Annotated in this window: 23 protein-coding genes; 18 read left to right on the plus strand and 5 right to left on the minus strand. The window is 33.2% G+C overall.

Features of this window, described 5'->3' with window-relative positions; all coding sequences use genetic code 11:
* Positions 1 to 503 (minus strand): RNA-guided endonuclease InsQ/TnpB family protein (locus tag X928_RS05705; protein WP_146026640.1); only part of this gene is annotated, 503 nt, incomplete at its 3' end.
* Between the two features lie 175 nt (positions 504 to 678).
* On the opposite strand from X928_RS05705, the gene wecB reads away from it, so the two are divergent.
* Complete coding sequence (wecB, locus tag X928_RS05710) at positions 679 to 1,785, plus strand: non-hydrolyzing UDP-N-acetylglucosamine 2-epimerase (protein WP_103078872.1); 1,107 nt, start codon at positions 679 to 681, stop codon at positions 1,783 to 1,785.
* Here wecB and X928_RS05715 read toward each other — a convergent pair.
* Both X928_RS05715 and X928_RS05720 read right to left on the minus strand, forming a co-directional pair.
* On the minus strand, positions 1,773 to 2,774 hold the full coding sequence (locus X928_RS05715; protein ID WP_103078873.1) for a Kiwa anti-phage protein KwaB-like domain-containing protein: 1,002 nt from the start codon (positions 2,772 to 2,774) through the stop codon (positions 1,773 to 1,775). The genes wecB and X928_RS05715 overlap by 13 nt on opposite strands.
* Positions 2,771 to 3,286, minus strand: a complete 516-nt coding sequence (locus tag X928_RS05720) for a hypothetical protein (protein WP_103078874.1) — start codon at positions 3,284 to 3,286, stop codon at positions 2,771 to 2,773. Before X928_RS05720 ends, X928_RS05715 begins: the two co-directional genes overlap by 4 nt.
* Before the next feature lie 186 nt (positions 3,287 to 3,472).
* On the opposite strand from X928_RS05720, the gene X928_RS05725 reads away from it, so the two are divergent.
* From X928_RS05725 to aglA, 3 genes are all read left to right on the plus strand, one after another.
* The gene (locus tag X928_RS05725) at positions 3,473 to 4,582 is read left to right on the plus strand and encodes a glycosyltransferase (protein ID WP_103078875.1); all 1,110 of its coding nucleotides are present in this window, start codon (positions 3,473 to 3,475) and stop codon (positions 4,580 to 4,582) included.
* Positions 4,583 to 4,873: 291 nt separating this feature from the next.
* Complete coding sequence (locus X928_RS05730) at positions 4,874 to 5,863, plus strand: LacI family DNA-binding transcriptional regulator (protein ID WP_169926318.1); 990 nt, start codon at positions 4,874 to 4,876, stop codon at positions 5,861 to 5,863.
* Between the two features lie 31 nt (positions 5,864 to 5,894).
* A complete protein-coding gene (gene aglA, locus X928_RS05735) occupies positions 5,895 to 7,352 on the plus strand; it encodes an alpha-glucosidase AglA (RefSeq protein WP_103078877.1) in 1,458 nt (485 codons plus the stop codon).
* Between the two features lie 31 nt (positions 7,353 to 7,383).
* Here the strand turns inward: aglA and X928_RS05740 are convergent, their stop codons facing one another.
* Complete coding sequence (locus X928_RS05740; protein ID WP_103078878.1) at positions 7,384 to 8,133, minus strand: DeoR/GlpR family DNA-binding transcription regulator; 750 nt, start codon at positions 8,131 to 8,133, stop codon at positions 7,384 to 7,386.
* A gap of 279 nt (positions 8,134 to 8,412) precedes the next feature.
* Here X928_RS05740 and X928_RS05745 point away from each other — a divergent pair, with 279 nt between their 5' ends.
* The 13 genes from X928_RS05745 to bcp all read left to right on the plus strand — a co-directional run bounded on the left by X928_RS05745 (position 8,413) and on the right by bcp (position 22,930).
* Positions 8,413 to 9,057, plus strand: coding sequence for a class II aldolase/adducin family protein (locus X928_RS05745; protein WP_103078879.1), 645 nt, complete (start codon positions 8,413 to 8,415; stop codon positions 9,055 to 9,057).
* Positions 9,057 to 10,211, plus strand: coding sequence for a TIM barrel protein (locus tag X928_RS05750; RefSeq protein ID WP_169926319.1), 1,155 nt, complete (start codon positions 9,057 to 9,059; stop codon positions 10,209 to 10,211). The genes X928_RS05745 and X928_RS05750 overlap by 1 nt, the downstream gene beginning before the upstream one ends.
* A 68-nt stretch (positions 10,212 to 10,279) precedes the next feature.
* Positions 10,280 to 12,964 carry an alpha-L-rhamnosidase gene (locus X928_RS05755; protein WP_103078881.1) on the plus strand — a complete coding sequence of 895 codons (2,685 nt, stop codon included), beginning with the start codon at positions 10,280 to 10,282 and terminating at the stop codon, positions 12,962 to 12,964.
* A 188-nt stretch (positions 12,965 to 13,152) separates the two neighbouring features.
* Positions 13,153 to 14,439: a nickel-dependent lactate racemase family protein gene (locus tag X928_RS05760; protein ID WP_103078882.1), complete on the plus strand. Its 1,287-nt coding sequence runs from the start codon at positions 13,153 to 13,155 to the stop codon at positions 14,437 to 14,439.
* Positions 14,440 to 14,455: 16 nt separating this feature from the next.
* The gene (locus X928_RS05765) at positions 14,456 to 15,247 is read left to right on the plus strand and encodes an electron transfer flavoprotein subunit beta/FixA family protein (RefSeq protein ID WP_103078883.1); all 792 of its coding nucleotides are present in this window, start codon (positions 14,456 to 14,458) and stop codon (positions 15,245 to 15,247) included.
* Positions 15,244 to 16,245 (plus strand): electron transfer flavoprotein subunit alpha/FixB family protein, encoded by a 1,002-nt coding sequence (locus X928_RS05770; RefSeq protein WP_103078884.1) that lies wholly within the window; start codon positions 15,244 to 15,246, stop codon positions 16,243 to 16,245. The genes X928_RS05765 and X928_RS05770 overlap by 4 nt, the downstream gene beginning before the upstream one ends.
* Entirely contained in the window at positions 16,238 to 17,656 is a 1,419-nt protein-coding gene (locus X928_RS05775) for an FAD-binding oxidoreductase (protein WP_103078885.1), read from the plus strand. The genes X928_RS05770 and X928_RS05775 overlap by 8 nt, the downstream gene beginning before the upstream one ends.
* Positions 17,657 to 17,684: 28 nt before the next feature.
* Positions 17,685 to 19,142 carry a rhamnulokinase gene (locus X928_RS05780; RefSeq protein WP_146026641.1) on the plus strand — a complete coding sequence of 486 codons (1,458 nt, stop codon included), beginning with the start codon at positions 17,685 to 17,687 and terminating at the stop codon, positions 19,140 to 19,142.
* A 164-nt stretch (positions 19,143 to 19,306) separates the two neighbouring features.
* A complete protein-coding gene (locus X928_RS05785) occupies positions 19,307 to 19,930 on the plus strand; it encodes a pyroglutamyl-peptidase I (protein WP_103078887.1) in 624 nt (207 codons plus the stop codon).
* A gap of 23 nt (positions 19,931 to 19,953) precedes the next feature.
* Complete coding sequence (locus X928_RS05790; protein WP_103078888.1) at positions 19,954 to 20,628, plus strand: 5-oxoproline transporter, DUF969 family subunit; 675 nt, start codon at positions 19,954 to 19,956, stop codon at positions 20,626 to 20,628.
* A complete protein-coding gene (locus tag X928_RS05795) occupies positions 20,628 to 21,560 on the plus strand; it encodes a DUF979 domain-containing protein (protein WP_103078889.1) in 933 nt (310 codons plus the stop codon). The genes X928_RS05790 and X928_RS05795 overlap by 1 nt, the downstream gene beginning before the upstream one ends.
* A gap of 160 nt (positions 21,561 to 21,720) precedes the next feature.
* Positions 21,721 to 22,422, plus strand: a complete 702-nt coding sequence (locus X928_RS05800) for a hypothetical protein (protein ID WP_103078890.1) — start codon at positions 21,721 to 21,723, stop codon at positions 22,420 to 22,422.
* A gap of 19 nt (positions 22,423 to 22,441) precedes the next feature.
* Positions 22,442 to 22,930, plus strand: a complete 489-nt coding sequence (gene bcp, locus X928_RS05805) for a thioredoxin-dependent thiol peroxidase (RefSeq protein WP_103078891.1) — start codon at positions 22,442 to 22,444, stop codon at positions 22,928 to 22,930.
* Between the two features lie 40 nt (positions 22,931 to 22,970).
* On the opposite strand, the gene X928_RS05810 is transcribed toward bcp, so the two are convergent.
* A complete protein-coding gene (locus X928_RS05810; protein WP_103078892.1) occupies positions 22,971 to 23,462 on the minus strand; it encodes a ferritin in 492 nt (163 codons plus the stop codon).
* Between the two features lie 357 nt (positions 23,463 to 23,819).
* Between X928_RS05810 and X928_RS05815 the strand changes: the two genes are divergently transcribed.
* Positions 23,820 to 25,058, plus strand: a complete 1,239-nt coding sequence (locus tag X928_RS05815) for an ABC transporter substrate-binding protein (RefSeq protein ID WP_103078893.1) — start codon at positions 23,820 to 23,822, stop codon at positions 25,056 to 25,058.
* The last annotated feature ends 5 nt before the right edge of the window (positions 25,059 to 25,063 follow it).

A 25,063-nucleotide genomic window follows, 5' to 3' on the forward strand; every position in this document is an offset into this window, starting at 1 on the left:
ACAAAGTACTTACCTGTTGGAGTTTTAATGAAAGTACAATTTTTTATCTTTGCATTTGGATCGATTTTTCGATGTACTCTTACTTTAATACCTTCTTTAAATTTTGGTACGAAAAGAATTTCGTATTTATCATTACCCTCATTTTCATATAGTTGTATATGTTGTGGAACTCTAAACGATTGTCTACTTGATTTCTTTTTAAACTTCGGATGTTTACTCAGTTTCTTAAAAAAGCGTTCAAACCCAATCTCTAAATCTTTTATAGACTGTTGTAATGATTGAGAGTTGACATCGTTTAGCCATTGATACTTCTCAGTTTTTTTTAAAACCGTAAGTACTTTAGCCCATACATAGTAGTTAGTATACGTTTTAGTATTCTTATATGCATTGTTTGTAAACTCTAAGAATAGGTTGAACACAAATCGATTATGTCCAAAATGCTGATTAAGTTTCTCAATTTGTTCGTTTGTTGGATATATACGAAACTTGTATGTTTTTAACATATTCAATCACCTTAATTTCGATAATTGTATGATATAATACAATTGTACCATACATATATATAATTAACAACGTATTTTTGACCTAGATTCGCTTTGTGTTTCTAAAACCAGCTATCATCTCTCCAATAAATTGGAGAGTGTTTTTGCTGAATTTTCATAAAAAGGAGCTTTTTTAATGAAAACAGCAATGATATTTGGAACACGACCAGAAGCAATAAAAATGGCACCATTATACAAAAAGATGAAAGAAGAAAATATGGAAGTTAAAGTAATAGCAACCGCTCAACACAGAGAAATGCTCGATCAAGTGTTGAAACTTTTTGAAATAAAACCAGACTACGACTTAAATATAATGACAAAAAACCAAACCCTATCACAACTAACTTCAAAACTAGTTACAGAGATAGATAAAATTCTAAAAATTGAACCATTCGATTATATACTAGTACAAGGCGATACAACCTCGACTTTTGTAGGAAGTCTCGCTGCTTTTTACAACAAAATACCTGTTGGGCACGTGGAAGCAGGCCTAAGAACGAACGATATATACAACCCTTTCCCAGAAGAAATGAACAGAAGACTAACAGGCACAATTGCAAAGCACCACTTTGCTTCTACCCAAAAGGCAAAAGATAACCTACTAAAAGAAGGTGTAGAAGAAAAAAATATAATAGTAACGGGGAACACGGTTATAGATGCATTACTATGGGTAAAAGAAAACAAAAATAAAGATATAGAAAAGATTAAAGAAAAATACAACATAAAGAACAAAAGGTTTATCTTAGTTACGATGCATAGAAGGGAGAACTGGGGAAAACCGATAGAAAACGTGATGAAAGCAATAAAAAGGTATCTACACGAAAACAAAGAAATGTACATAGTATTTCCAGTTCACTTAAATCCGATAGTGAGAGAAAGTGTGTATAAAATACTTGGAAACGAGGAAAAAGCCATACTAATAGATCCTGTAGAATACTTAGAATTCATAGCGTTAATGGACGAAAGTTATTACATAATGACAGATTCAGGAGGGATACAAGAAGAAGCTCCCACATTGGGCAAACCAACGTTGATATTAAGAGAAACAACGGAAAGACCAGAGGCAATAGAAGCAGGAACAGCAAAATTGGTAGGAACGCAAGAAGAAAAAGTGTATCAAGCCATGAAAGAATTAGAAACAGAAAAATATGTTCAAATGAGTAAAGCAAACAACCCTTTTGGAGATGGAAAGACATCTCAAAGAATCGTTGAATTTTTGAAAGAAAGATATTACTCTTTATAAGGGCTATTTTCACTTGCCACCATTCTATTGCCTGACAAATCAGATCTATAATACAGTTCGTCGTAGAGTTGCAAAAAATCTTTAATAGAAGTCTCTTCGCCTAAATCAATACATTTATTACTCTCATCAAACTTAACTTTTAGATTGAAATCATCTATTATCTCCTTAACCTTAGAAAACTCAAATTTCTTATAATTACCTTTTTTGATAACCTTATAAAACCTCTTCAAATACAAAGGTTTATTTTTGATTTTCTCACTAAAATAATCGATACCTTTTAATTTAATATCCTTACCAAAAAGATTCTCCTCTCTTTTTATTTCCTCGATAACTTCATCTTTAGCCTCTTCATATTTCTTGTAAAACCCGAAATCTCTTTCAAAATAAGTCAGATTTCTAATTAAGACAGTATCTCCAACAACCATGTAATCAAAACTATTTTTAGGAATTATGAAAAGCCGTTCTTTTAAAGGTTGAATTTTACGTGCAGTAAGAGCTAGAATCCTTTTGTCTTTAAAGATTTTGGAAGCCGTTAAATATTGAATACCCAACAAAAAATCATTCAACTCTTTACTATACAACTTTACTATCAGTTTGAACTTCTTAATCGTTTCCAACTCTCCATTAGAATAATTTTTTATATACTTACCTTCACGAATAATCTCAACAATATCCCCAACATCACTCACATTCTCTTTAACATCTTTCAGAAACAAAAAACTCCTGTCATGAATGACTGTCTCGTACTCATCTACCTTGTTTGACTCTTTGTCGACTAAATCATTTAAAAACTCGTCAGCAGAGGCCAGAAAAATGCTCTTGAAAAAGAAGGGATCTTCATTTTTCAACCAAAATATTTCGTTGTTCTCATTTTGGATAAAAACATCCATTATGAAATCCTCTGAAGTATCTATTAACTCCCTAAGAAGTTCTAAATTCTCTTTTAAAAAGATATTCTCTAAAATCTCATCCCAATTAACTTTATTCATCTCTTGCCACCCATCCCCAAATAAATATCTTTGGAAAACTCTTTAAATTTCATTCCTTCGGTTATTGACTTTGAAATCAACCAAACGGGCCTCATACTTTTTTCACGTCCGTCCATAAGATAAACCTTGTAAATGCTATAGCCAAATAAAGAAAGAACAGGGTTTATAACAATTAAATCCGTTTTTACATAAATATTGCCTACGATAAAAACGATTATGGCAAAAGAAATCAATTCTTTTATGCCACCCATATTGATAAAAGGCAAGATATAAACAAAAATATAATCCAATAACCTCACATTCTGTGATTCTACTTTCTCAAATTTAATGAACTTTTCCTCGGCATTATTCTTAGCAGAAATAAAAAGAACCAAAGAAACAACAAAAACAAAAATCGAAAAAATACTAAAAAATAAGAACAAAACGTTCCCAAAATTATTAATGGCAAAGATAACAAAAAGAGGCAGATACGAAAGTAAAAACAAAAACGATTTAAACAACGTATTGATCATACCAAAACCTCCCCAGTGAGGAAATCTATATATCTTAATAAGTCACATATTCATAATTATAACAAATAAACTTTCCTTTTAATTCTATATCTCACATTAGCTTCATGTAGAAAGCAGTTGTTTCTTATGATATAATAAATCAGAGATAATAAAAACACAGTCTTTATAATTTCAAGGTGAAATCTTATGAAAATACTAATCATTGGCTACATGCACCCAAAATTTGACAAAAGAGTATATAGAACGGTTAAAACTCTTTCTAAAGTTCATGAGATTATTTACCAATACTTGACCAATAAAGATGAAAAAGAATATATAGATGGAAATATTGAATACATACCCATAAAAGATATCAAAGAAACAAAAGGCAATCCATTAAAAAAGCTTATTAATAGAAAACCTCTTGATAAAAAAATATGCAATTTGGTATCTGAAAAAAATTACGACATCTTATACATGCATCATTTTCTAGCAAGCATACCTTTGGAGCCTTTTAAAATAGCAAAAAAAAGAAATAAAAAAGTCGTTTACGATATTCACGAATACCATCCAGAAAATTTTTTAGCAGAGTTAGAAGGAATCATTGGAAATTTAAAAGTAAAAACCGTCTGGAGGTTTTTTAAAAAGCAGTTAGAACTCTCAGATTTGACAATTTTCGTTTCAGAAGAAACAAGAAAAGATGTTGTTGACAAAACGAACGTAGATAAAGAAAAAACGTATATTATACCAAATTACGCAAATTTTATTATAAAACCTGATATTCAAAAAAAGAGAAAAGAAATTGTCTTAGTTGGTAAAGTAACAAGAAAGATTGAAGATGAGAAAAAAATCCTAAAATCTTTAATCGAAAAGGGTTTTAAATTCAAGGTTATAGGAATGGATTCAAAAGAGTTTATGGACATACCCCATGAATATACAAATTTCTTACCTTACGATGAAATGATGAATGAACTATCCAAAGCCATGTTTTCTTTAATTTCTTACAACACCGTCAAAAACAGAGATTATAAAAACGACATTTACGCTTTGCCTCACAAGTTTTATGATTCCTTAGCTGCAGGTACCCCTGTTATTGTAAAAGAGTCTTTTGTGTCAATGGCTAAACAGGTAGAGGATTTAGGCTTAGGAGTAGTTATAGATCCAGCTAACTTGGAAGAAAGTGTTGAAAAGATTACTAACGCATGCAAAAATTACGCAAGCATCATAAAAAACGTTGAAAAACATCAAAAAGAATTTATATGGAATGAAGAAAAAGAAAAGAAATTTATTGATCTGATATCTCACCTAATAAAGTAATCAATACTTTTTGGAAAAATCCTTTCATATACATTTCGTCGCTTAATTTCACTCCTCCCTCAAAACTTCTTCAAATAACTAAGCTTTTATTGAATTGGCTGAAAAACAAAGCTTTTACAGTATAATCAATCCTAAATCTCTTTAATCGCCTCTAATTATCTCTAATCGGATTTGATAAAATAATATAATTCTGATAAAATAAGAATACGTATTCAGAAAGTATTTAAAGTAATTCGAGAACTTCTTAGATAAATCGAATTCATGATTTTAAAGGAAATGGGGAAAATTTTTATGAAAACAATGAAAGAAATTGCCAAAATGGCTGGAGTTTCTCAATCAACTGTTTCAAGGGTGATAAATAATAATCCTAACGTCAATCCTGAAATCAAAAGAAAAGTTTTAGAATACATTAGAAAATACAATTATCAACCCAATAGAATGGCACGAAGCCTTGTCAAAAATAAAAGCTTTCTTATTGGAATAGTACTACCCGAATTAACGAACCCTTATTTCCCAGAAATACTAGAATCCTTAGAAGAAGAAGCAAATTACTATCATTATAACATTGTTCTGTCAATCACTTATGGTAGCCTTCAAAGAGAAAAAGAACAAATAGAAATGCTTTTAAGTAGAAGAGTTGACGGATTAATCATAAATCCAACGGATCTGTCTCATGTTGAACATATAACTAAAATCAAATCAATCTTACCTACTGTTATATGTGCCCAAGATTTAGATGGTTTTGATTATGTAACGGTTGATCACTATTTGGCGGGAAAAATCGTTGCTAAATATCTAATAAATAAAGGGCACATAAACATCGGATATATTGGATATTTAAAAGATAAAAAGTTAAAAGGATTTTATGAAGAAATCATAGCTAACAATTTGAATTTTAACGAAGACAATTATCTAGTGGCTCCTGAGGAGATATCTGATTCTAAAAAAATCAGTGAAAAAAAGTTACTAACAAAAATTATAGATAATAATATAACAGCAGTCTACACTATAAACGATATTATAGCAACAAAAGTGATCAATATTTTGATAAAAAATAAAATGAAAGTTCCAGATGATGTAGCGGTAGTAGGTTTTGATAACACCATAATTTGTAATTTAACAAATCCACCGTTAACCAGCGTCGCGCAACCCACACGAGAAATCGGTAGAAAAAGCGTTGATATATTAATCAAAAAAATTGAAAAAACGAATGCACACACCGAGTATATTTTGGATCAAATTTTTCTACCACCTAGATTGGTTATAAGGAAATCCACATAATCAAAGAACTTACAAAGGAGGAAAAAGGTAAATGACAGCTATCAAGTTAGGAATCATTGGAGCAGGAAGTGCAGCATTTTCTTTAAGATTGGTTACTGACCTTTGTAAAACAAAGGGTCTATCAGGAAGTTTGGTATCCTTAATGGATATAGACAAAGACAGATTGAACGCAGTACACATGCTTGCTAAAAAATTTGCAGAAGAGTTCGGAACAGATTTGAGGTTTGAAACTACAACAAACGTTGAAGATGCAATAAAAGACTCAAGTTTTGTTGTAAATACAGCCCTTGTTGGAGGGCACAGTTACTTTGAACAGGTAAGAAAAATTTCAGAAAAATACGGATATTACAGAGGAATAGACTCACAAGAATTCAACATGGTTTCAGATTATTACACAATAAGTAATTTCAATCAATTAAAGTTTATGCACGATGTTGCAAAAGCTATTGAAAGGATATCTCCTAAGGCATGGCTTTTGCAAGCGGCAAACCCTGTTTTTGAATTAACTAATTTAATAACAAGAACGGTCCCAATCAACATGGTTGGAATATGCCATGGACATCATGGTGTAGACCATATAATTGAAAAATTAGGTTTAGATGCGGAAAAAGTCGAATGGCAAGTAGCAGGTGTAAACCATGGAATATGGTTAACAAAATTCATGTACGAAGGAAAAGATGCCTATCCACTCATTGATGAACTATTAGAAAAAGAGATTAAAAATTTCAAACCCACCAATCCATTCGACGATCAACTTTCTCCCGTTGCAAAAGATATGTATGAATTCTATGGGAAAATGCCTATTGGAGACACAGTCAGGAACGGAAGTTGGAAATACCATTACAACCTTGAAACAAAGAAAAAGTGGTTCGGAGAGCCATGGGGAGGCGTTGATTCAGAATTAGGATGGAAATGGTATCAAGACAGACAAGCAGAGATTGCATTAGCAATGCAAAAAGTTGCCAAATATTTCCAAGAGAATAAAAACGCCAAATTACTTTCAAAAGATTCACTCAATGAGATAATCTCTCAAACCAAAAACGATGTAAAAGAAGAATTCACAAAAGAAATATGCAGCTTGTTAGATCCTCAAAAGAAAAGCGGCGAACAACATATATTGTTGGCAAATGCCTTATTAAACGACGAAAAAGTAGACCTTGTTCTCAATTTACCAAATAACGGTACTATACCTGGCATACCAGACGATGTAGCCGTCGAAATTCCTGTGTATGCAGACAAAAATGGAATCCATCGTTACAAAATAGATCCACCACTTCCAGAAAGAATTAAAAAGATGTACTTATACCCAAGAATTATGAGGATGGAATGGGCATTAGAAGCATTCCTAACTGGAGATAAAAAAGTACTCGAAGAATTCTTGATCAGAGATCCACGTACAAAATCTTACGACCAGGTAGTAAAAGTTATCGATGAAATACTTGCTTTGCCAGGTAATGAAGAAATGAGGAAGCACTACAGCAAAAAATAGTTTATTTTAGGGGGCTAATGCCCCCCTTTACTTAATAAACAAACTTATCTGCAAAAATTTTGTATAAATCCTCGTTATAAGAGTCAGTGATAAATTTATCTATTTCTTCTATTTCAAATGTTTTCATTATTGATTTTTTACCAAACTTAGAACTGTCAACAAGCATATATATTTCATTACAATTTTCTCCAACGATCTTTTTGATACTAGCACTTTGTGGTAAATGCTCAAATGCGCCCTCTTCAAAAGAAAAGGCACTACAAGAAAAAAAGGCTTTTTCTACACGGATTTCTTTCATCATATTCTCGGGGATAACACCAACAGTTACCCCATTTTTGTTATCTAATGTTCCACCTGCAACTACTACGTTGTGAGTAGGATTCTCACAGAGTGCCAATGCGGTGTAGAGATTATTAGTTACAATGTTCATAAACTCTTTTTTTTGAGCTATCTTCTGAGCTAAAATGTAGGAAGTACTACTCGCATCTAAAAACAAAGTTGAATCTCGAGTTATAAATTTTAAGGCTAACTCAGCAATCTTTTCTTTTTTATCTTGATTAAGCTTCATTCTCTCAAAAAATCGAGCTTCGGATAAGCTATTTCTCTTTCCCCTTATGCCTCCATAGAATTTCTCAATTAGCCCTTTTTTATATAGCTCTGATATATCTCTTCTCAAAGTTACCATAGATACACCCAACTCTTCCGCCAAATCTTCTATATTAACAGATTTTTCTCTTTCTAAAATTTCTAAAATTTTATCCTGCCTCATAACTTTTGTCATTAAAATCACTCTCCATCAATGTTTTATAAAAATATTTTTTAAAGAAAAATTAAAAAGTTTAAAATCATGCAAGAAATCCGATTACGGCCGATTATAATGAATTATTTGCGAATAACTCAAAAAATCTTTGATTATGTTAGTTTTGTATTTAGCAAACTTAATGATATACTATGTTGAAATTATATCATAATATTATCATAGAATGATCATATTTTACAAAAATATAATATTAAATTTAGAAATATCAATTCTAAAAATAAAAACACAGGAGGCTACAACATGTTAGAAGAGCAATTAAAAAAAGAAGTTGCAGAATTTGCAAAATTAGTATGGGACAGAAAACTGACGGATGGAACGGGCGGAAATATGAGTATAAAATATGGAGACAAAATATATATCACTCCAACATCAACTATAAAACACTTTTTAACAGAGAAAGACATCATCACCATAGATAAAAACGGGAACAAAATCGACGGACTTAAAGAACCTTCTTCAGAAAGAAAAATGCATATAAAAATATACGAAAAAGCAAATGATGTAAACGCAATTATCCATGCTCATTCAATATACGCTACCTCTTTTGCAATTACTTTTGAGAAATTACCAATAAACGCTCTTCCAGAATCTTCTTTAGTATTGGATCCAATAACCTATATACCATATCAAATGCCGGGAACCCAGGAATTTGCAGATGCCTTTAATGAAGGTTTAGAAAATGGATCTCGTGTATTCGTTCTCCAAAACCATGGAGTGACGGTTGCCGGAAAAGACATGAGTGAAGCCTATGTAAAACTGGAAACTTTAGAATTCCTTGCTCAAGTTTCATTCATTTCAAAACTTTATTCTAATGTGAATGAAATACCAAAAGAAAAAATAACTGCATTCAAAGAATTTTTCAGAAGAAACAAGGAGGAACAATGATGGAGTTAACTGAGATAAAAGAAAAAATAAAAAATTTTAAAGTAGAAGTCCCCTCATGGGGGTTTGGAAAATCTGGAACAAGATTTCATGCTTTTCATATTCCTGGTGAAGCCAGAAATGTTTATGAAAAAATTGATGACGCTGCATTTGTAAACAAAATAACCGATGCTGTATCTGCTGTTGCAATACATATACCGTGGGACAAAGTTGAAGATTATAAGGTTTTAAAAGAGTACGCAGAAGAAAAAGGGGTAAAAATAGGTGCAGTAAATCCAAATTATTTTGAAGACGAAGACTACCTATTTGGTTCACTAAGTAATTCTAACTTAAAAATAAGGCAAAAAGCTATTGATCAAACCTTTGAATGTATAGAAATAATGAAAGAAACAAATTCAAAAATTTTATCCATGTGGATCCCAGATGGTTCTAATTATCCTGGACAGATTGATTTCAATAAATCTTTTGAATTACTGGAAAATTCATTAAAACAAATTACAAAACATTTAGAAAAAGATATGACTATGCTTTTAGAATATAAATTCTTTGAACCTGCCTTTTATTCAACACTACTATTCGATTGGGGAACTTCATATATGTTGTCGAAAGAATTAGGTGAAAATATGAAGGTACTTGTTGATTTAGGCCATCATCCCCAAGGAACGAACATTGAATTTATAGTTTCTTTGTTATCTCAAAAAAATAAGTTAGGTGGATTTCACTTCAATTCAAGAAAATACGCAGATGATGATTTAACTGTTGGTTCTCTCAATCCGTATGAATTATTTCTAATCTTCGTTGAGCTCAACAAATTTTTTGATCTTTCTGCAGAAAGTCAAAACCAAAAAATCAGCTTGGTATTAGATCAAAGTCACAATGTAAAACCAAAAATCCTTGCTGTGGTACAGTCCTTAAATAATCTACAAATCACCTATGCAAAGTCTCTACTAGTAGATTATGAAAAATTGAAACAAGCTCAAGAAAATCATGACGTTGTAGCGTCAGAAGAGACTTTAAAAGAAGCCTACGAAACAGATGTAAGGGAAATCTTAAGGGAGGTGAGAAAAGAAAAAGGATTACCTGAAGATACGATAAAATACGTAAAGGAGTGTGAGGAGTACTGGAAGATGGTGAAGGAAAGAGAATCGGCATATTAAATTGATTTGTTAGCCATCTGAGAGAAATAGGATAAAAACATTTTTTTGTATCAAAAGGAGAAACCAATATGAAAATTGATGTTAGAAATATGTATACAACATACGCTATAAATCCTTTAGCTTTAAAAGATACAAGGCCCAGGCTGTCGTGGGTAGTTGAAACCAGTGAAAGGAGAAAAAAACAAAGTGCCTATCGAGTTTTAATATCATCATCTCAACAGCTCATTGAACAAAATGAAGGAAATATATGGGATACCCATAAAATTGAAAGTGAAGATAATTACTGCTACTATAGCGGTGAAGAATTGGAAAGTTTCAAAAGGTATTACTGGAAAGTTAAAATATGGGATGAAAAAGGAGAGGAAAGCACTTGGAGTAAAACATCTTTTTTTGAAACAGGACCTTTGAATAAAAGTGATTGGAAAGCAAAATGGATCACAAAAAGAGATTTAAAAACCTTCTATTCTGCAGGCGATTTTAGCACAGAAAAATTCAAGCACTACCATGCTGCATATTTTAGAAAAACATTTGAAATTAAAAATGAGGTACAGAGTGCTAGAGCATATATTAGCGGGCTAGGGTTCTATGAACTTTATCTAAATGGAGAAAAAGTAGGAAATAATGTTCTTGATCCTGGACAATCAGAATATTCCAAAGAAGCTTTGTTTAATGTTTACAATATTACTTCTTTTATTACAGAGCAGAATTGTGTAGGAGTGATTTTAGGTAATGGAAGACATTTAGAACAATTTGGATATTCGAAACCAAAACTTATAATTCAAATATTGCTCGAATACGTAAATGGAGAAAAAGAATATATATTAAGTGATGAAAGTTGGGGTTCATCTCATGGACCGTTGCAGGAAAATGGAATGTATTACGGTGAAAAATACGACGGAACATTAGAAATGCCAGATTGGTGCACTTACCATTTTGATGCTTCAAATTGGGAAGAAGTAGAAGTTACAGAAGGCCCAAATTTGAGATACCAAAATATGCCACCAATTAGAGTCACAAAAATTCTCAAACCCATAAAAATGTACACACTAAAACCAGGTGTATTCGTATATGATTTTGGTCAGAACTTTACAGGTTGGGTAAAAATTAATGTATCTGGTCCTAAAGGTACACAATTAAAACTAAGACATAGCGAACTAGTCAATGAAGATGGCTCTTTAAAAACTAATACATTGCGTAAAGCTGAAGCTACAGATATATATATCCTAAAAGGCGAAGGTAAAGAAAGCTACGAACCACGATTTACTTACCATGGTTTTAGATATGTGGAAGTGAGTGGATCACCATTTGTTCCTACAATAGATAATATAGAAGGACGCTTTATTCATTCGGATGTAGAAAAGGTTGGTGACTTTTATTGTTCAAATGAACTTATAAATAAAATCCATAAAAATATATTGTGGGGACAATTGAGTAACCTACATAGTATTCCCACAGATTGCCCTCAGCGTGACGAAAGATTTGGATGGATGGGAGATGCACAATTATCTGCGGAAGAAGCGATATACAATTTTGATATGAGCCTTTTTTATGAAAATTATCTTCAAGAGATAAAATTATCACAAAAAGAGGATGGCTCAATTTCTGATGTTGTACCCGCCTATATAAAACTTTATCCGGCAGATCCCGCATGGGGAACAGCTTACATAACGATAGCTTGGTACTTGTATAAATACTATAAAAATGAAAAAGTTTTGTCAGATCACTACGAATCTATGAAAAATTACGTAGAGTTTTTACATAAGAGTAGTGAAAACAATTTGTTAAAAAAATTGGGCAAATTTGGTGATTGGTGCCCTCCAGGAGCTATATCTCCTAAAAAGACCCCTGTAGAGTTTACTTCAACATGGTACTACTACAATGACGTTTACCTCTTTTCAAAAATTGCTGAGGTTTTAGGAAAAGAAAAAGATGCTCAACATTACTTTGAATTATCTGAAAACATTAAAAAATCTTTTAATGACTACTTTCTTAAAGATTATGGTTACGAAAGTAGAATGTTTGGACCAGTAGATCGATTAATTTCTCAAACGTCTCAAATTCTTCCTATATACTATAACATGGTTCCGAATGATAAAAAAGAATTTATTTTAGAGAAATTGATAAACAATATTGTAGAGCATCAGGATTCTCATCTAGATACAGGAATAGTGGGAACAAGGTATTTATTCGATGTACTGAGTGAGAATGGATACCCAGACCTCGCATTTAGAATAGCAACCCAAGAAAGCTATCCAAGCTGGGGATACATGATTAAAGAAGGCGCAACAACCGTTTGGGAGAGGTGGGAAAAGTTAGAAGCTGGAGGAATGAACTCTCAAAATCATATTATGTTAGGCTCTGTGGATACCTTTTTTTACAAATACTTGGCTGGAATATCTTTAGAAAAAGATGGCTGGAAAAAAGCTAGAATCAAACCACATTTAGTTGGAGAAGAAAGATTTGCCTCAGCTAAAATTAAAACAATAATAGGCGAATTTCAGGTTTCATGGGAAAAAGGAGAAAATTTATTTAAACTCTCAGTAGTAATACCTTTTGGAACGGAAGCTGATGTATTTATCCCCAAATTATGGAATGAATTTAACTTGAAAGAAGAAAGAGAATTATTGTTCGATAACGAACAAATTAAAGATTTTAAAGAAAGAAATGATATTAAACTAAAAGAGTATAATGAAGAAAATATAATCTTAAATTTAGGTAGTGGTCAATATTACTTTGAACTAGAAAAGAAATAACGTTTTTACCCCTTTTGAATACGATGATTTATAGAAAAATGTTACTCATTCAACCGCCCGAGGAGTTAAAATAGAAGGTATTACAAATGAGAAGATACAAACTGTTTTTAAACGGTGAATTTGTAGAATCAGGTACAAAGCGACAGTTTTAGCAAATTGTACCCAAACAACTTTGAAGGTGTGAAAAAATGAAAGTTAAGATTCCCTACGGTAAAGAAGAAAAGATTTTAGATTTAGATAAAAAGTTAAATGTTTCTTTATTAAAAAAGCCGGAATTTAAGGGCGTATGGGGTGCATTTGACATTGAGATGATGAAATCCTTAGGCCTTCCTTTTGGCACCTCCTCTCTTACAACCATAGCTAAAAGGAAAAAGGATTGTTGCATAGTTATTTCGGATACCACAAGACCCGTGCCAAATTCTCTTATTTTGCCCTATATAATCTTTGATTTGAGGTTTGCTGGAATTAAAAAGGAGAATATAACAATCTTAATCGCAAATGGTTCACATGAACCAGTCCCAGAAAGTATGTTTGAAGAATTAGTTGGTAAAGAAGTTTTGGATGAAAATATAAAAATAATTAATCACAACGCTTACGATGATACTCAATTGAAGAAGATTGGAGAAACTTCTTCTGGTTGTCCTGCCATTGTGAATAAAAAATATTTAGAAGCGGACTTAAAAATCTGTACAGGTTTAATAGAGCCTCATTTTATGGCAGGATATTCAGGGGGAAGAAAATCAATCTGCCCAGGAATAGTTGGCATTGAAACCTTGAAGGTATTTCATGGCGTTAAGGCGATGGGAGATCCAAATTCAAAAAGTTGTCAGTTAGAAAATAACCCTGTTGATAAGATGGCTAGAGAAGTAGCTATGATGGCTGGTTGTGATTTCATAGTAAATGTTTCTTTAAACGCCAAAAAAGAAGTGACCGGGATTTATGCAGGTGATATCTTTCAAGCTCACGAAGTAGGTTGTAGAATGGTAGCATATGATTCAATAGTGAAAATAGAGGAACCTGTGGATATAGTGATAACATCAAATGCTGGGTACCCTTTAGACCAAAACTTTTATCAAACCGTTAAAGGCTTGGTAGAAGCTTCAGAGATATTAAAACCCGATGGAGTTATAATAATGGCTTCTAAATGCGAAAAAGGCATCGGGAAAAAAGAGTTTAAAGAATTGCTTTTAGAAGTAAAAGAAAAAGGAATAAAAGAATTTTTAAAAAGCCATGATTCTCCTGAAACTTTCAAAAGTGATCAATGGGAGGTACAAAAGTTAACTCAAGTATTAGAAAAAACAAAAAACATTTTCATGTTGTCATCGCTGGATGAAGAAGAGTACAAGTATACTTTTTCAACTAAAATCAACAGTTTAGAAGAAGGATTAAAAAACGCTTTAAAATTAAAAGGGCACGGCGCTAAGATAGGGATAATTCCTCAAGGACCCTACGTTGTTGGAAAGATAAAAAATTGAAAAGGAGCCATGTTTAATGGAAATATGCGTATTAGTCAAACAAGTACCTTCCACTGACAAGGTACAGATAGATGAGGAAACTGGCACAATGATAAGAAGTGAATTGGAATCCGAACTCAACCCATTGGACATGTATGCAGTCGAAGAAGCGGTAAGAATTAAAGAAAATACACCACAAACTAAGATAACGGTTGTGACGATGGGGCCTCCTTCAGCAGAATACGCACTAAAAGAAGCAATATCAATGGGATGTGATGAAGGAGTATTGTTAACTGATAGAAAGTTTGCAGGTGCGGACACCTTAGCAACCGCTTATACGTTGACTCAATATTTAAAAGGTAAGAATTACGACATTATATTCGCCGGTGAAAGGGCAACAGACGGGGAAACAGGTCAAGTAGGACCATCTGTTGGAACACAGTTAGATATCCCTATACTAACCTATGTCAACAAGATAATTAACATTACAAACGATACGATAACCGTTCAAAGGGCTGTAGAAGGTGGAAACGAAATCATCCAAACTCAGTTACCGGCTTTAATAACAGTTGTGAAAGAGATAAACGAACCAAGATTACCAAATTTAGAAAACAAACTAAAAGCTAAAAAAAGTATTATAAAAATAGTGAGCAATCAAGAGTTAAAAATAGAGGAAGAAAAGTTAGGACTTAAAGGATCTCCAACAAGGGTTGTAAAGGTATTCTATCCAAAGATATCAAGAAATGGTGAAAAAGTAGTAGTAAAAACTCCACAAGAAGCCCTAGAAAAAATAACAAGCTTTCTAAAAGAAAAAGGCGTGATATCATGAATCAAGAATACAAAGGCGTATGGACGATAGCGGAGGTAAATGATGGAAAAATAGAAACGGTATCGTACGAACTGCTTTCATGGGGAAAGGACTTAGCCACAAAATTGAATGTTGAACTATCAAGTGTAGTAATATCAAACAAAGCGGAAAATTTGGATAGCCTTATTCAACATGGGGCTGACAACGTGTACTATGTTGAAGATGAAAAACTAGAACATTTTTATCCAGATGTACACACAAACATACTTAAAAAAATGGTAGAAGATTTTAAACCTGAAATAATACTAGCATCTGCAACTACAAAGGGAAGAACTCTCATGCCTGCTCTTGCTGCAAAATTAAACACTGGCTTAACAGCAGATTGTACAGATTTTGAAATAGAAGAAAAAACAAGATCACTGATACAAATAAGGCCTGCTATAGGTGGAAACGTGATGGCAAAGATAAAAACAATAACAAAACCACAGATGGCTACGGTAAGACCTAAATCAAAACTGCCTTTATCTAAAGACGAAAACAGGAAAGGGAAAATAACAAAAATAGAATACGATCAAAAACTCTATCGATCGAAATATAATTGGATAGAATTTAAAAAAGACGAAACCAGCGTACAACCACTTCAGCAAGCTGATGTAATCGTAGCTGGGGGTAAAGGGTTAAAAAAACCCGAGAACTTCAAATACTTACAAAATCTATCAAAAAAATTAAAAGGTGCAGTTGGTGCGACAAGGGCGGTAGTAGATATGGGGTGGATAGACTACTCCCACCAAGTGGGACTTTCCGGAAAAACCGTTAGCCCAAAACTGTACATAGCGATTGGAATATCCGGTGCGGTGCAACACTTAGCTGGAATGTCGTCATCTAAATATATTATAGCGATAAACAAGGATCCAGAAGCACCGATTTTCAAGGTATCTGATCTTGGAATTGTATGTGATGCTTTGGATATATTGCCACTGTTAGAAAAAGAAGTCAAATCAGGTGATAAAAATGAATGAATACAGAAAGGTAACTACCAATACCGTTGAAAAGTTGAGAAAAATATTAAAAAACGATGCACTATTGATATACGATGATACAGAAAGTCTAAAAAGTTACTCAAACGACGAATCAGGTGGAGAGTATTATGCACACATGCCAGATGTTGTAGTAAAACCAGAAACCAAAGAACAAATATCCCAAATAATAAAACTGGCAAACGACGAAATGATCCCCATAACGCCAAGAGGAGCTGGCAGTGGATTGGCTGGTGCGGATATACCAATATTTGGAGGTATAGTAATATCCCTTGAGAGAATGAACAAGATAATAGAAATAGATTCAGAAAACCTAGTTGCTGTGGTTGAACCAGGTGTGGTTACAAACGATCTATGTAGGATTGTATCAGAAAAGGGATTATACTACGCAGGGTATCCTATGAGTGTAGAAACGAGTTTCATTGGAGGCAATGTTGCTACCAATGCAGGTGGAAGTAAGGTAATAAAATATGGAAACACAGCTCATCATATATTGGGATTAGAGATGGTAATGCCTGACGGCGAGATAGTAGAATATGGAGGAAAAAGAAGGAAAGATTCAAGTGGTTACAACCTATTACAACTTTTCATTGGCTCAGAAGGAACGCTCGGAATATTCACAAAGATATACGTAAATCTCATACCCCAACCAGGAAAAGTTGTTGACCTGCTGGTTCCCTTTGAAAGTGTAGAAAAGGCTATAAGCAATGTCGCACCATTAATGCTCGAGACAAAGAGTTTACCCTCAGGAATAGAATTCATAGACAAGAAATCCATTTACTATGCTTCAAAATACACGGGAATGAAATTACCATACCAGGACGAGGTAGAATCTTATCTCATAGTTCAATACGAGGCAACGAGCTTACAAGAGATTGAAGAATTGTATGAAAAAGGCGGGAAAGCTTTACAAAAAAACGGAGCAAAAGATGTATTCATAGCAGATAACAGAAGTAACTCAGAAAAGATATGGCGTATGAGAAGAAACTGGCTGGAAAGCTTAAAAGCTGTAGATCCATATGTACCAACTGGAGATGTCATAGTACCAACATCTAAGATACCTGAAATGATGAAATATATCAACGAAGTATCCAACGAGTTCAAAATAGATATCCCGGTTGCAGGGCATGCAGCCGATGGTAACCTCCATCCTGCACCATTAAAACCAAAAAATCTCCCACCGAAAGAATGGAAAACCTTATCGGAAGAGATACTTGGAAAAATAGCGATGAAAGCTGCCCAAATGGGTGGTGCCATAAGCGGGGAACATGGAGTAGGGTTCATAAAAAAGGAGTTACTAAAAAAGACAAAACCAAAACAGTACAAATGGATGCAAGAGGTAAAAGAAGCATTTGACCCTAATAACATCATGAACCCAGGAAAGTTATTCTAAAAAAATTTTCAAAGAAAAGGTGATAATCTTGAAATATCTACACTTAGCTTTAGATTTTGGTTCTTCGGGTGGAAAAGTAATAGCAGGTAACATACAGAATGACAAACTTATATTGAGTGAAGTAAATCGTTTTTCAAACTCCCCCGTTGAAATAAGTAGAATATCTTTTTGGAACATTTTGAATTTATATAATCATATAATTGAGAGCATTCAAATAGCTCAAAAAAATGATCAAAAGATACTATCTTTAGGAATAGATAGTTGGGGATTGGACTTCGGACTTTTAAACGAAAAGGGTTATTTAATAAACAATCCAGTTCATTATAGGAATATGTTTAAAACGAATATAATGCAAGAGGCAATAGAAAAAGCTGGCAAGAAATGGATATATGAACACTCGCCAACACAGTTTCAACCGTTCAATACATTGTACCAAATATTAGCTTACCAAAAATACGCTCCAGATTTTGTCAGAATCTCAAAAGACCTGTTGATGATCCCTTCTTTATTAAATTATTTTTTAACAGGTGAAAAAGCTATTGATTTCACAATGGCTACAACTACCCAGATTTATAACCATAGAAAAAGAAAGTGGGACGAAGAAATCATGAAAAAGTTTGACATTCCTGATATATTACCTGAAATAGTCCCTGCTGGTACCAAAATTGGTAAAATAAAAAAAGATGTTTTAAATAATAATTCAGACATAGATGTTATTCTGCCAGCAAGTCATGATACTGGATCAGCCTATGCCGCAATCGCTTCAGACCCCTCAGATACCTTGTTCATTAGCTTAGGAACATGGTGCTTGACCGGTGCTATTGTTAAAGAGGTCCCCTTCAACAAAGAACTCATGGAAAACAATTTAGCCGCAGAGGGTTGTTTGGATGGATCCTTTAGAATATTGGCAAACGTTACAGGCATGTGGTTAATTCAGGGCATTATAAAAAGTCTTAACTTGCCGGGCAACAGCGATACTTATCAAAAAATTACAGATATGGCACAGAATGCAAAACCATTTTCTTCTTATATCAATGTAGATGATCCTTCTTTACAAAATCCTCAAGACATGATACAGGCAATAATTCAGCAGTCTATAAAAGATAATGATACCGTTTTAAATGAAACATCTCAAGTTATAAGAACGGCATTGGAAGGGATTGCCTTCAAAGTAAATGAAGTTAAAGAAAAACTATCAAAGATATTGAAAATCGATTTTAAAAGAGTTCATGCGGTAGGTGGAGGAACCAGAAATAAATTACTTTGTCAATTCATTGCGGATGCAACAGGACTCACTGTTTTAACTGGTCCTATTGAAGGAACCGCAGTAGGAAACTTAGTTTCCCAGTTATACGCTTTACAATTTGTTAAAAACTTTGAAGAAGCAAGGGATTTAATAAAAAGATCTTTCGACTTTCAAATTTTTGAGCCTAAAGAACATGACGTCTGGAAAGAGGCCTTTACTTCTTTTCAAAAGAAAAAATGATATAATTAATACAACCAAAAGGCGGACTGTGGTCCGCTTTTGGTATATGAAGGGGATGGAAATTCCTTTATCCTTATGGGTGGGGAGTGGGGCAAAGGGGTGCTAACACATGTTTTAGAGTTCCTAAAGACCGTACGTAAAATTTAAAAAGGAGGCTATATTTTATGAAAGTTTTAGTTACCGGTTTTGAACCTTTTGGGGGCGATAAAATAAATCCAACAGAAAAAATTATCGACTCTCTGGAAAACGAAGAGTTAGAAGGAGTTTCAATAGTTACAAAGGTCCTGCCCGTTGTGTTCAAAAAAGCTGATGAGAGCTTGGCGAACTTATTGGCAGAACATAAACCTGATATCGCAATACATTTAGGATTAGCAGCTGGTCGAAGCAGTATAAGTTTGGAAAGAGTAGCTATAAACCTAATGGATGCTAGAATCCCCGATAATGAAAATTATCAACCAATAGATGAGCAATTAAGAAAAGATGGGGAAACAGCTTACCTTACTAAACTACCCATAAAAGAAATAGTTAACGAATTAAAGAAAGAAGGAATACCCTCTATTGTTTCTAATACTGCCGGATTGTACGTCTGCAACGAAGTTATGTATTTAAGTTTATACCATTCGGCAAAATTCGGATTTCCTGCCAAGACAGGTTTTATTCATGTTCCTTATCTTCCAGAACAAGTAGTTGACAAATTTCTCACAAATGGTCAAAACTTACCTTGCTTGCCGTTAGATTTACAAGTAAAAGCTGTGAAAATAGCAATTCAACAAACTATGAAATTATAAATCTTAAAAAAGGAGGTCTAGAGATGGATTGGTTGCCTGTTTTAGGGGTTTTAATCGTTGTTTTAGGTTTAGCTTTAGGAAGTAAGTTCAACATCAATCCGCTTATATCTGTTCTTTTAGGTGGTTTTGTTTCTGGACTATTAGGTGGATTAAGCGTAGTGCAAATTCTTGAGGTAATCGGTTCATCATTTATCGCTAATAGAACTATGATTCTATTTTTAATTATGTTACCAGCTATCGGAATCACGGAAAGACATGGTCTTATGGAACAAATGGGACATTTGATATCTAAATTAAGAGCAGCTACTCCTGGAAGAATAGCTTATATCTACCAACTCATACGAGAGGTTTTTGTAGCAATAGGCATAAGAATAGGAGGACACGCTGCATTCGTAAGACCTTTAATTTATCCTATGGCAAGAGGATCTTTGGGAAATGCTAAAATTAGTGAGGATGATGAAGAGCAAATTAAAGCAATGACTGCCGCATCAGAAAATATAGGAAATTTCTTCGCACAAAACGTTTTCCCTGCTTCAGCTGGACTTCTGCTAATTCAAGGAGTTATGGGTGAAATGGGTTTTGAGCTGAGTTTAACTAGTTTAGCCAAAGCTGCCATTCCTATGGCTATAGTTGCCGCTATCTACGGATTTATTTACTTTATGATTCTAGATAGACGATTCAAAGGGGTGAGTAAATAATGAAAGAATTCTTCTCTTCCACAAGTACATTAGAAATTTTCTATATTATAATCGGATTAATGTTGCTGTATTACGCATACCTAACTTGGAAAGATGAAAAACATCAACAAAAAATCGGAACTATCATTTTTTGGATCATATTAGCTATTTTATTTATTTTTGGAAAATGGTTACCACCAGTCATTTCCGGTATTTTGGTTGTTATAATTGCAATTGATGCGGGTATTGGAAAAATAGGAAAAGGTACCTATTTCAACACATCAAAAGAATTTAAAGAAAAAAGAAGAAAAGAACTTGGAAACAAATTATTAATTCCTATTTTAATCATTTCAGGTGTGGCCATTTTGTTCGCTGTTGTTGGATGGAATCCTTTAATTGGTTTAGGATTTGGAAGCGTCATTGCATTAATATTAAATAGATTGTTTATTCCAAAGGAAACATTTGATCATATATTAGACTCTGGTCGATCAACCAGCGATGCTATTGGTTGGGCTTTGGTCCTTCCACCCTATTTAGGAGCATTGGGGGCGTTGTTCAATCAGGCTGGAGTTGGGGAAATAATCGCTCGTGGGATTGAAATTATATTCCCGGTTCAGAATCTGTTTTGGGCACTTTTTGCCTACGCATTCGGAATGGCTCTATTTACAATAATTATGGGGAATGCTTTTGCTGCCTTCGCGGTCATCACTGCCGGGATAGGTATCCCAATTGTAATCCAGATTCATGGTGCAGATCCTGCAACAATAGCTGTTTTGGCTATGTCCGCAGGTTACTGTGGAACTTTAATGACTCCCATGGCAGCTAATTTTAATATCGTTCCGGCTGCTCTTTTGGAAATGAAAGATAAGTATCGAGTTATAAAAATACAAATATCAATGGCTTTAGCATTGTGGGTAACTCATTTATTAGTGATGTATATCATGGCTTTCTAACTAAACATATCCATTAATTCCACAGACTCTAAATAAAAAACTTATAAAAAGGATGATTTTATTTTTGCTCTAAAATAAACTTAATATTTCTTTATTTTAAATTCATTTAATTTTTATATAATCAGGTGTAACAAAATTTTTTACAAATGGAGGGGGAAATATGAAAAAGACTGTTTTGTTAATAACGTTGATTATTCTTTTAGTAGGTTTAGTGTTTTCACAAGAAGTGAAAAACGGTCAGTATGGAGGACTTGGTGGTGGAGATATTGGTGCTCAATGGCTTGATGTTAAAGAATTAAATACACAGTTAAAAGCCGCTGGACTTCCTGAATTAAGTGAAGTGGCTTTGGCTAACGGGGGTGGGGGTTATGGAGTAATGGGAAGATTTATAATAGGTGGAGAAGGATACGGTATAGCTACTAAAGAGAAATCTAGTGGGAATACGGTACACCTCGACATTGGTTATGGAACATTCAATATTGGTTATTTGATTTTTTCTAAACAAGCTTTTCGAATGTATGTTCTTGGAGGTATTGGTGGTGGTGAAATATCCTTGAAAATTTCCCAAGACCCTGATTCTACAGATTTTGAAGACACTTTGTCCACTTTCAACGAAAATACTCTTTATACCGAATTTCCTATCTTTAAAGTAGGAATAAATGCTGATTACATATTATCTTTTAGTGATGATGAGGCAGCTGGAGGTTTAGCTATTGGTTTAGCAGCAGGGTACACATATGCCCCAGTGGGATGGGTAAGTGATTGGAAATTATCCGATAGAACCATTGGAAGTGTACCAAATTTTGGACCCACAGGTCCATATATCACATTTAGAATAGGTGGTGGAGGACTCGCTTTTTAAAAAAAGGAAGGGGTTTAAAATGAGATATTTAAATTTTGGAATAGGCGATAAAATCCCAGAGTTTTCACTTAAAGATGCTGATGGTAATCAGATTAATAGCAGGGATTTTATTGGAAAATGGCTTGTGCTCTATTTCTATCCGCGAGATAACACTCCTGGTTGTACTAAAGAAGCAGTTGATTTTTCAAACTACTTAGAAGATTTTAAAAAATATAATTGCCAAATAGTGGGGGTAAGTCCCGATACTGTAGAAAAACATGCAAACTTTAAAGAAAAACACAATTTAAAAGTGATTTTACTAAGTGACCCTGAACATTCCATTCTGGAAAAATTTGGTGTTTGGCAACTAAAAAAGAATTATGGTAAAGAAAATTGGGGAGTTGTCAGATCAACACTTCTGATAGATCCAAATGGAATTATTAAAAAAGTATGGGAAAATGTGAGAGTAAAAGATCATGTTTTAGAGGTATTGGAAAGTTTGAAAGAACTATCAAACAACAGGGAGTAAACTCCCTGTTGTTTGTAATAGTCTATTTTATTGAATTATTCTACTGCCTACTACCTAGTTGACCATTGTACATGAACAAAGCGGTTTTGCTTTCACCGATCATTTGCAAAGTATCTACAATCTTCTTTGTATTAGCTTCCTCTTCAACTTGTTCGTTTACAAACCATTGGAGAAAATTTTGAGTTGCATGATCGTTTAACTCCTTAGCTAAATCAACCAACTTATCGATAGATTGTGTAACTGAAAGCTCATGTTCATATGCATCTTTGAAGGCTTCTAGGGGGTTCTCCCATTCTTTCTTTGGTTTATCAATACTATCTAATTCTACTACGCCGCCTTTATCGTAAATATAATCATACAACTTCTGAGCGTGAGTAAGCTCTTCCTTTGCCTGGACTTTCATCCAATTAGCAAATCCTTCCAAATTCATTGAATCAAAATATGCTGCCATTGAATAATAGAGGTACGCGGAAAAAATTTCTTTGTTTATTTGATCATTAAGGGCATTCAACATCTTATCTTCTAATTTCATATGTTTATTCCTCCTCGTAATTTTAAGTATGCTTATTAAGAACTTTGAAACTTTACAAATATTGCCTTTCCCACACTGTTCTTTAAAATAAAAATTATATATTTGAAATTTAGCAACACTAAAATTTCTCAATCTACGTAAATTATAACTTATAATTTTTTCATTTATTAAAACATTGCATTAAATAAACTATGATATAATTTTTTGAATGTTTTAAAATATAAAAAGATTTATTTTTAAAAAAAGGCAGACTACTTGGTCTGCTTTTTATAATTGACAAATTAATTGCATTTAAAAAACAAGTGCTATTTTTATGATATAATTTAATTGAGATAAAAATAAGAGGGGGTGTGTAAAATGAAGAAGAAATTGTTTGTTTTCATTGTCACATCTTTATTTATTAACTTGTTTGCTGTTCAAATAAATATCGCCGTTGAATCAATAGAAGATCAAATTGAGTTACTAAATTCCCAAATAGAGAATTTTGAAAAACAAAATCCAGATATTGATGTTGAAGTTTATTTGATTCCTAGTTACCCAGGTTCAACTTACAAATTTTACGGGACATTTGTAGTTACCAATGCGAAAGAACCTACGATCTTATCTCTTGATATGGAGTGGATAAATGAATTTTCACCTTTCCTTGTAAGCTTAAATCAAGAGACTGAATATTTTGATGTAAACAATCTTATTCCACAAACCGTAGAAATGGTGACAATTAATGGCGATATAAAAGCGATTCCTTATTATGTTGAAACAGGTGTTTTGTATTATCGAAAGGATTTATTGGAAAAATATGGATATGAAGTACCGAAAACTTGGGATGAATTGATTACAATTGCAAAGGATATTTCTCAAAAAGAGGGAATAGAAGGATTTGTTTGGCCCGGTGCTAGATACGAAGAGTTAACAACTTTTTTCCTTGAAATTTTTTATTCTCATGGAGGTAAGATATTCGAAGGAGATAACTTTGTTCTAGAACAAGCAGAAAATAAAGACAAAGCTTTAGAAAGCCTAAAACTCTTAAATAACATTATATCAGAAGAAATTAGTCCAAAAGGCGTAACAACGTATAGAGAAGAAGAATGCAGAAATATATTTCAAAATGGCGATGCAGTTTTTATGAGAAATTTGAGTTATGCTTGGCATTTATTAAATAGCGAAGGTTCGAATATTAATGGAAAGGTAGGGATCGCCCCTATCCCGAAAACTGATCTTATAAGTCAACAACTATTTGTGCTTGAAGGGAAAGCTTTGGCAATTAACCCAAACGCTTCTGATGAAGAAAGAGAGGCCGCAAAAAAATTTATAAAATATTTGACTTCCAAAGAAAGTCAAATACAAAGATTAATACAATTAAACTTTTTACCAACTAATTTAGAAGTATTTAACGATCCAACTATCTCTGAAGTTGATCCTAATTTATTGAATTTCAGATCATCTTTAGAAAATTTAGTTTTAAAACCAAAAGCGCCTATATATACAGAAATTTCTTTTCCTATACAAAATAATGTGTATGATGTCTTAACAGGAAGAATTTCGGTTGAAAGGGCTTTAAACAACATGATAGCAGAAATAGAGTTTTTATTACGTTAAAGGAT

This window comes from Petrotoga miotherma DSM 10691 (genome assembly GCF_002895605.1).
Classification (GTDB): Bacteria; Thermotogota; Thermotogae; order Petrotogales; family Petrotogaceae; genus Petrotoga; species Petrotoga miotherma.

Bases quoted from the DNA above. Each gene is read 5' to 3' on its own strand.
- wecB (WP_103078872.1), top strand. From the start codon at position 679: ATGAAAACAGCAATGATATTTGGAACACGACCAGAAGCAATAAAAATG.
- X928_RS05715 (WP_103078873.1), bottom strand. From the start codon at position 2,774: ATGAATAAAGTTAATTGGGATGAGATTTTAGAGAATATCTTTTTAAAA.
- X928_RS05720 (WP_103078874.1), bottom strand. From the start codon at position 3,286: ATGATCAATACGTTGTTTAAATCGTTTTTGTTTTTACTTTCGTATCTG.
- X928_RS05725 (WP_103078875.1), top strand. From the start codon at position 3,473: ATGAAAATACTAATCATTGGCTACATGCACCCAAAATTTGACAAAAGA.
- X928_RS05730 (WP_169926318.1), top strand. From the start codon at position 4,874: ATGAAAACAATGAAAGAAATTGCCAAAATGGCTGGAGTTTCTCAATCA.
- aglA (WP_103078877.1), top strand. From the start codon at position 5,895: ATGACAGCTATCAAGTTAGGAATCATTGGAGCAGGAAGTGCAGCATTT.
- X928_RS05740 (WP_103078878.1), bottom strand. From the start codon at position 8,133: ATGACAAAAGTTATGAGGCAGGATAAAATTTTAGAAATTTTAGAAAGA.
- X928_RS05745 (WP_103078879.1), top strand. From the start codon at position 8,413: ATGTTAGAAGAGCAATTAAAAAAAGAAGTTGCAGAATTTGCAAAATTA.
- X928_RS05750 (WP_169926319.1), top strand. From the start codon at position 9,057: ATGGAGTTAACTGAGATAAAAGAAAAAATAAAAAATTTTAAAGTAGAA.
- X928_RS05755 (WP_103078881.1), top strand. From the start codon at position 10,280: ATGAAAATTGATGTTAGAAATATGTATACAACATACGCTATAAATCCT.
- X928_RS05760 (WP_103078882.1), top strand. From the start codon at position 13,153: ATGAAAGTTAAGATTCCCTACGGTAAAGAAGAAAAGATTTTAGATTTA.
- X928_RS05765 (WP_103078883.1), top strand. From the start codon at position 14,456: ATGGAAATATGCGTATTAGTCAAACAAGTACCTTCCACTGACAAGGTA.
- X928_RS05770 (WP_103078884.1), top strand. From the start codon at position 15,244: ATGAATCAAGAATACAAAGGCGTATGGACGATAGCGGAGGTAAATGAT.
- X928_RS05775 (WP_103078885.1), top strand. From the start codon at position 16,238: ATGAATGAATACAGAAAGGTAACTACCAATACCGTTGAAAAGTTGAGA.
- X928_RS05785 (WP_103078887.1), top strand. From the start codon at position 19,307: ATGAAAGTTTTAGTTACCGGTTTTGAACCTTTTGGGGGCGATAAAATA.
- X928_RS05790 (WP_103078888.1), top strand. From the start codon at position 19,954: ATGGATTGGTTGCCTGTTTTAGGGGTTTTAATCGTTGTTTTAGGTTTA.
- X928_RS05795 (WP_103078889.1), top strand. From the start codon at position 20,628: ATGAAAGAATTCTTCTCTTCCACAAGTACATTAGAAATTTTCTATATT.
- X928_RS05800 (WP_103078890.1), top strand. From the start codon at position 21,721: ATGAAAAAGACTGTTTTGTTAATAACGTTGATTATTCTTTTAGTAGGT.
- bcp (WP_103078891.1), top strand. From the start codon at position 22,442: ATGAGATATTTAAATTTTGGAATAGGCGATAAAATCCCAGAGTTTTCA.
- X928_RS05810 (WP_103078892.1), bottom strand. From the start codon at position 23,462: ATGAAATTAGAAGATAAGATGTTGAATGCCCTTAATGATCAAATAAAC.
- X928_RS05815 (WP_103078893.1), top strand. From the start codon at position 23,820: ATGAAGAAGAAATTGTTTGTTTTCATTGTCACATCTTTATTTATTAAC.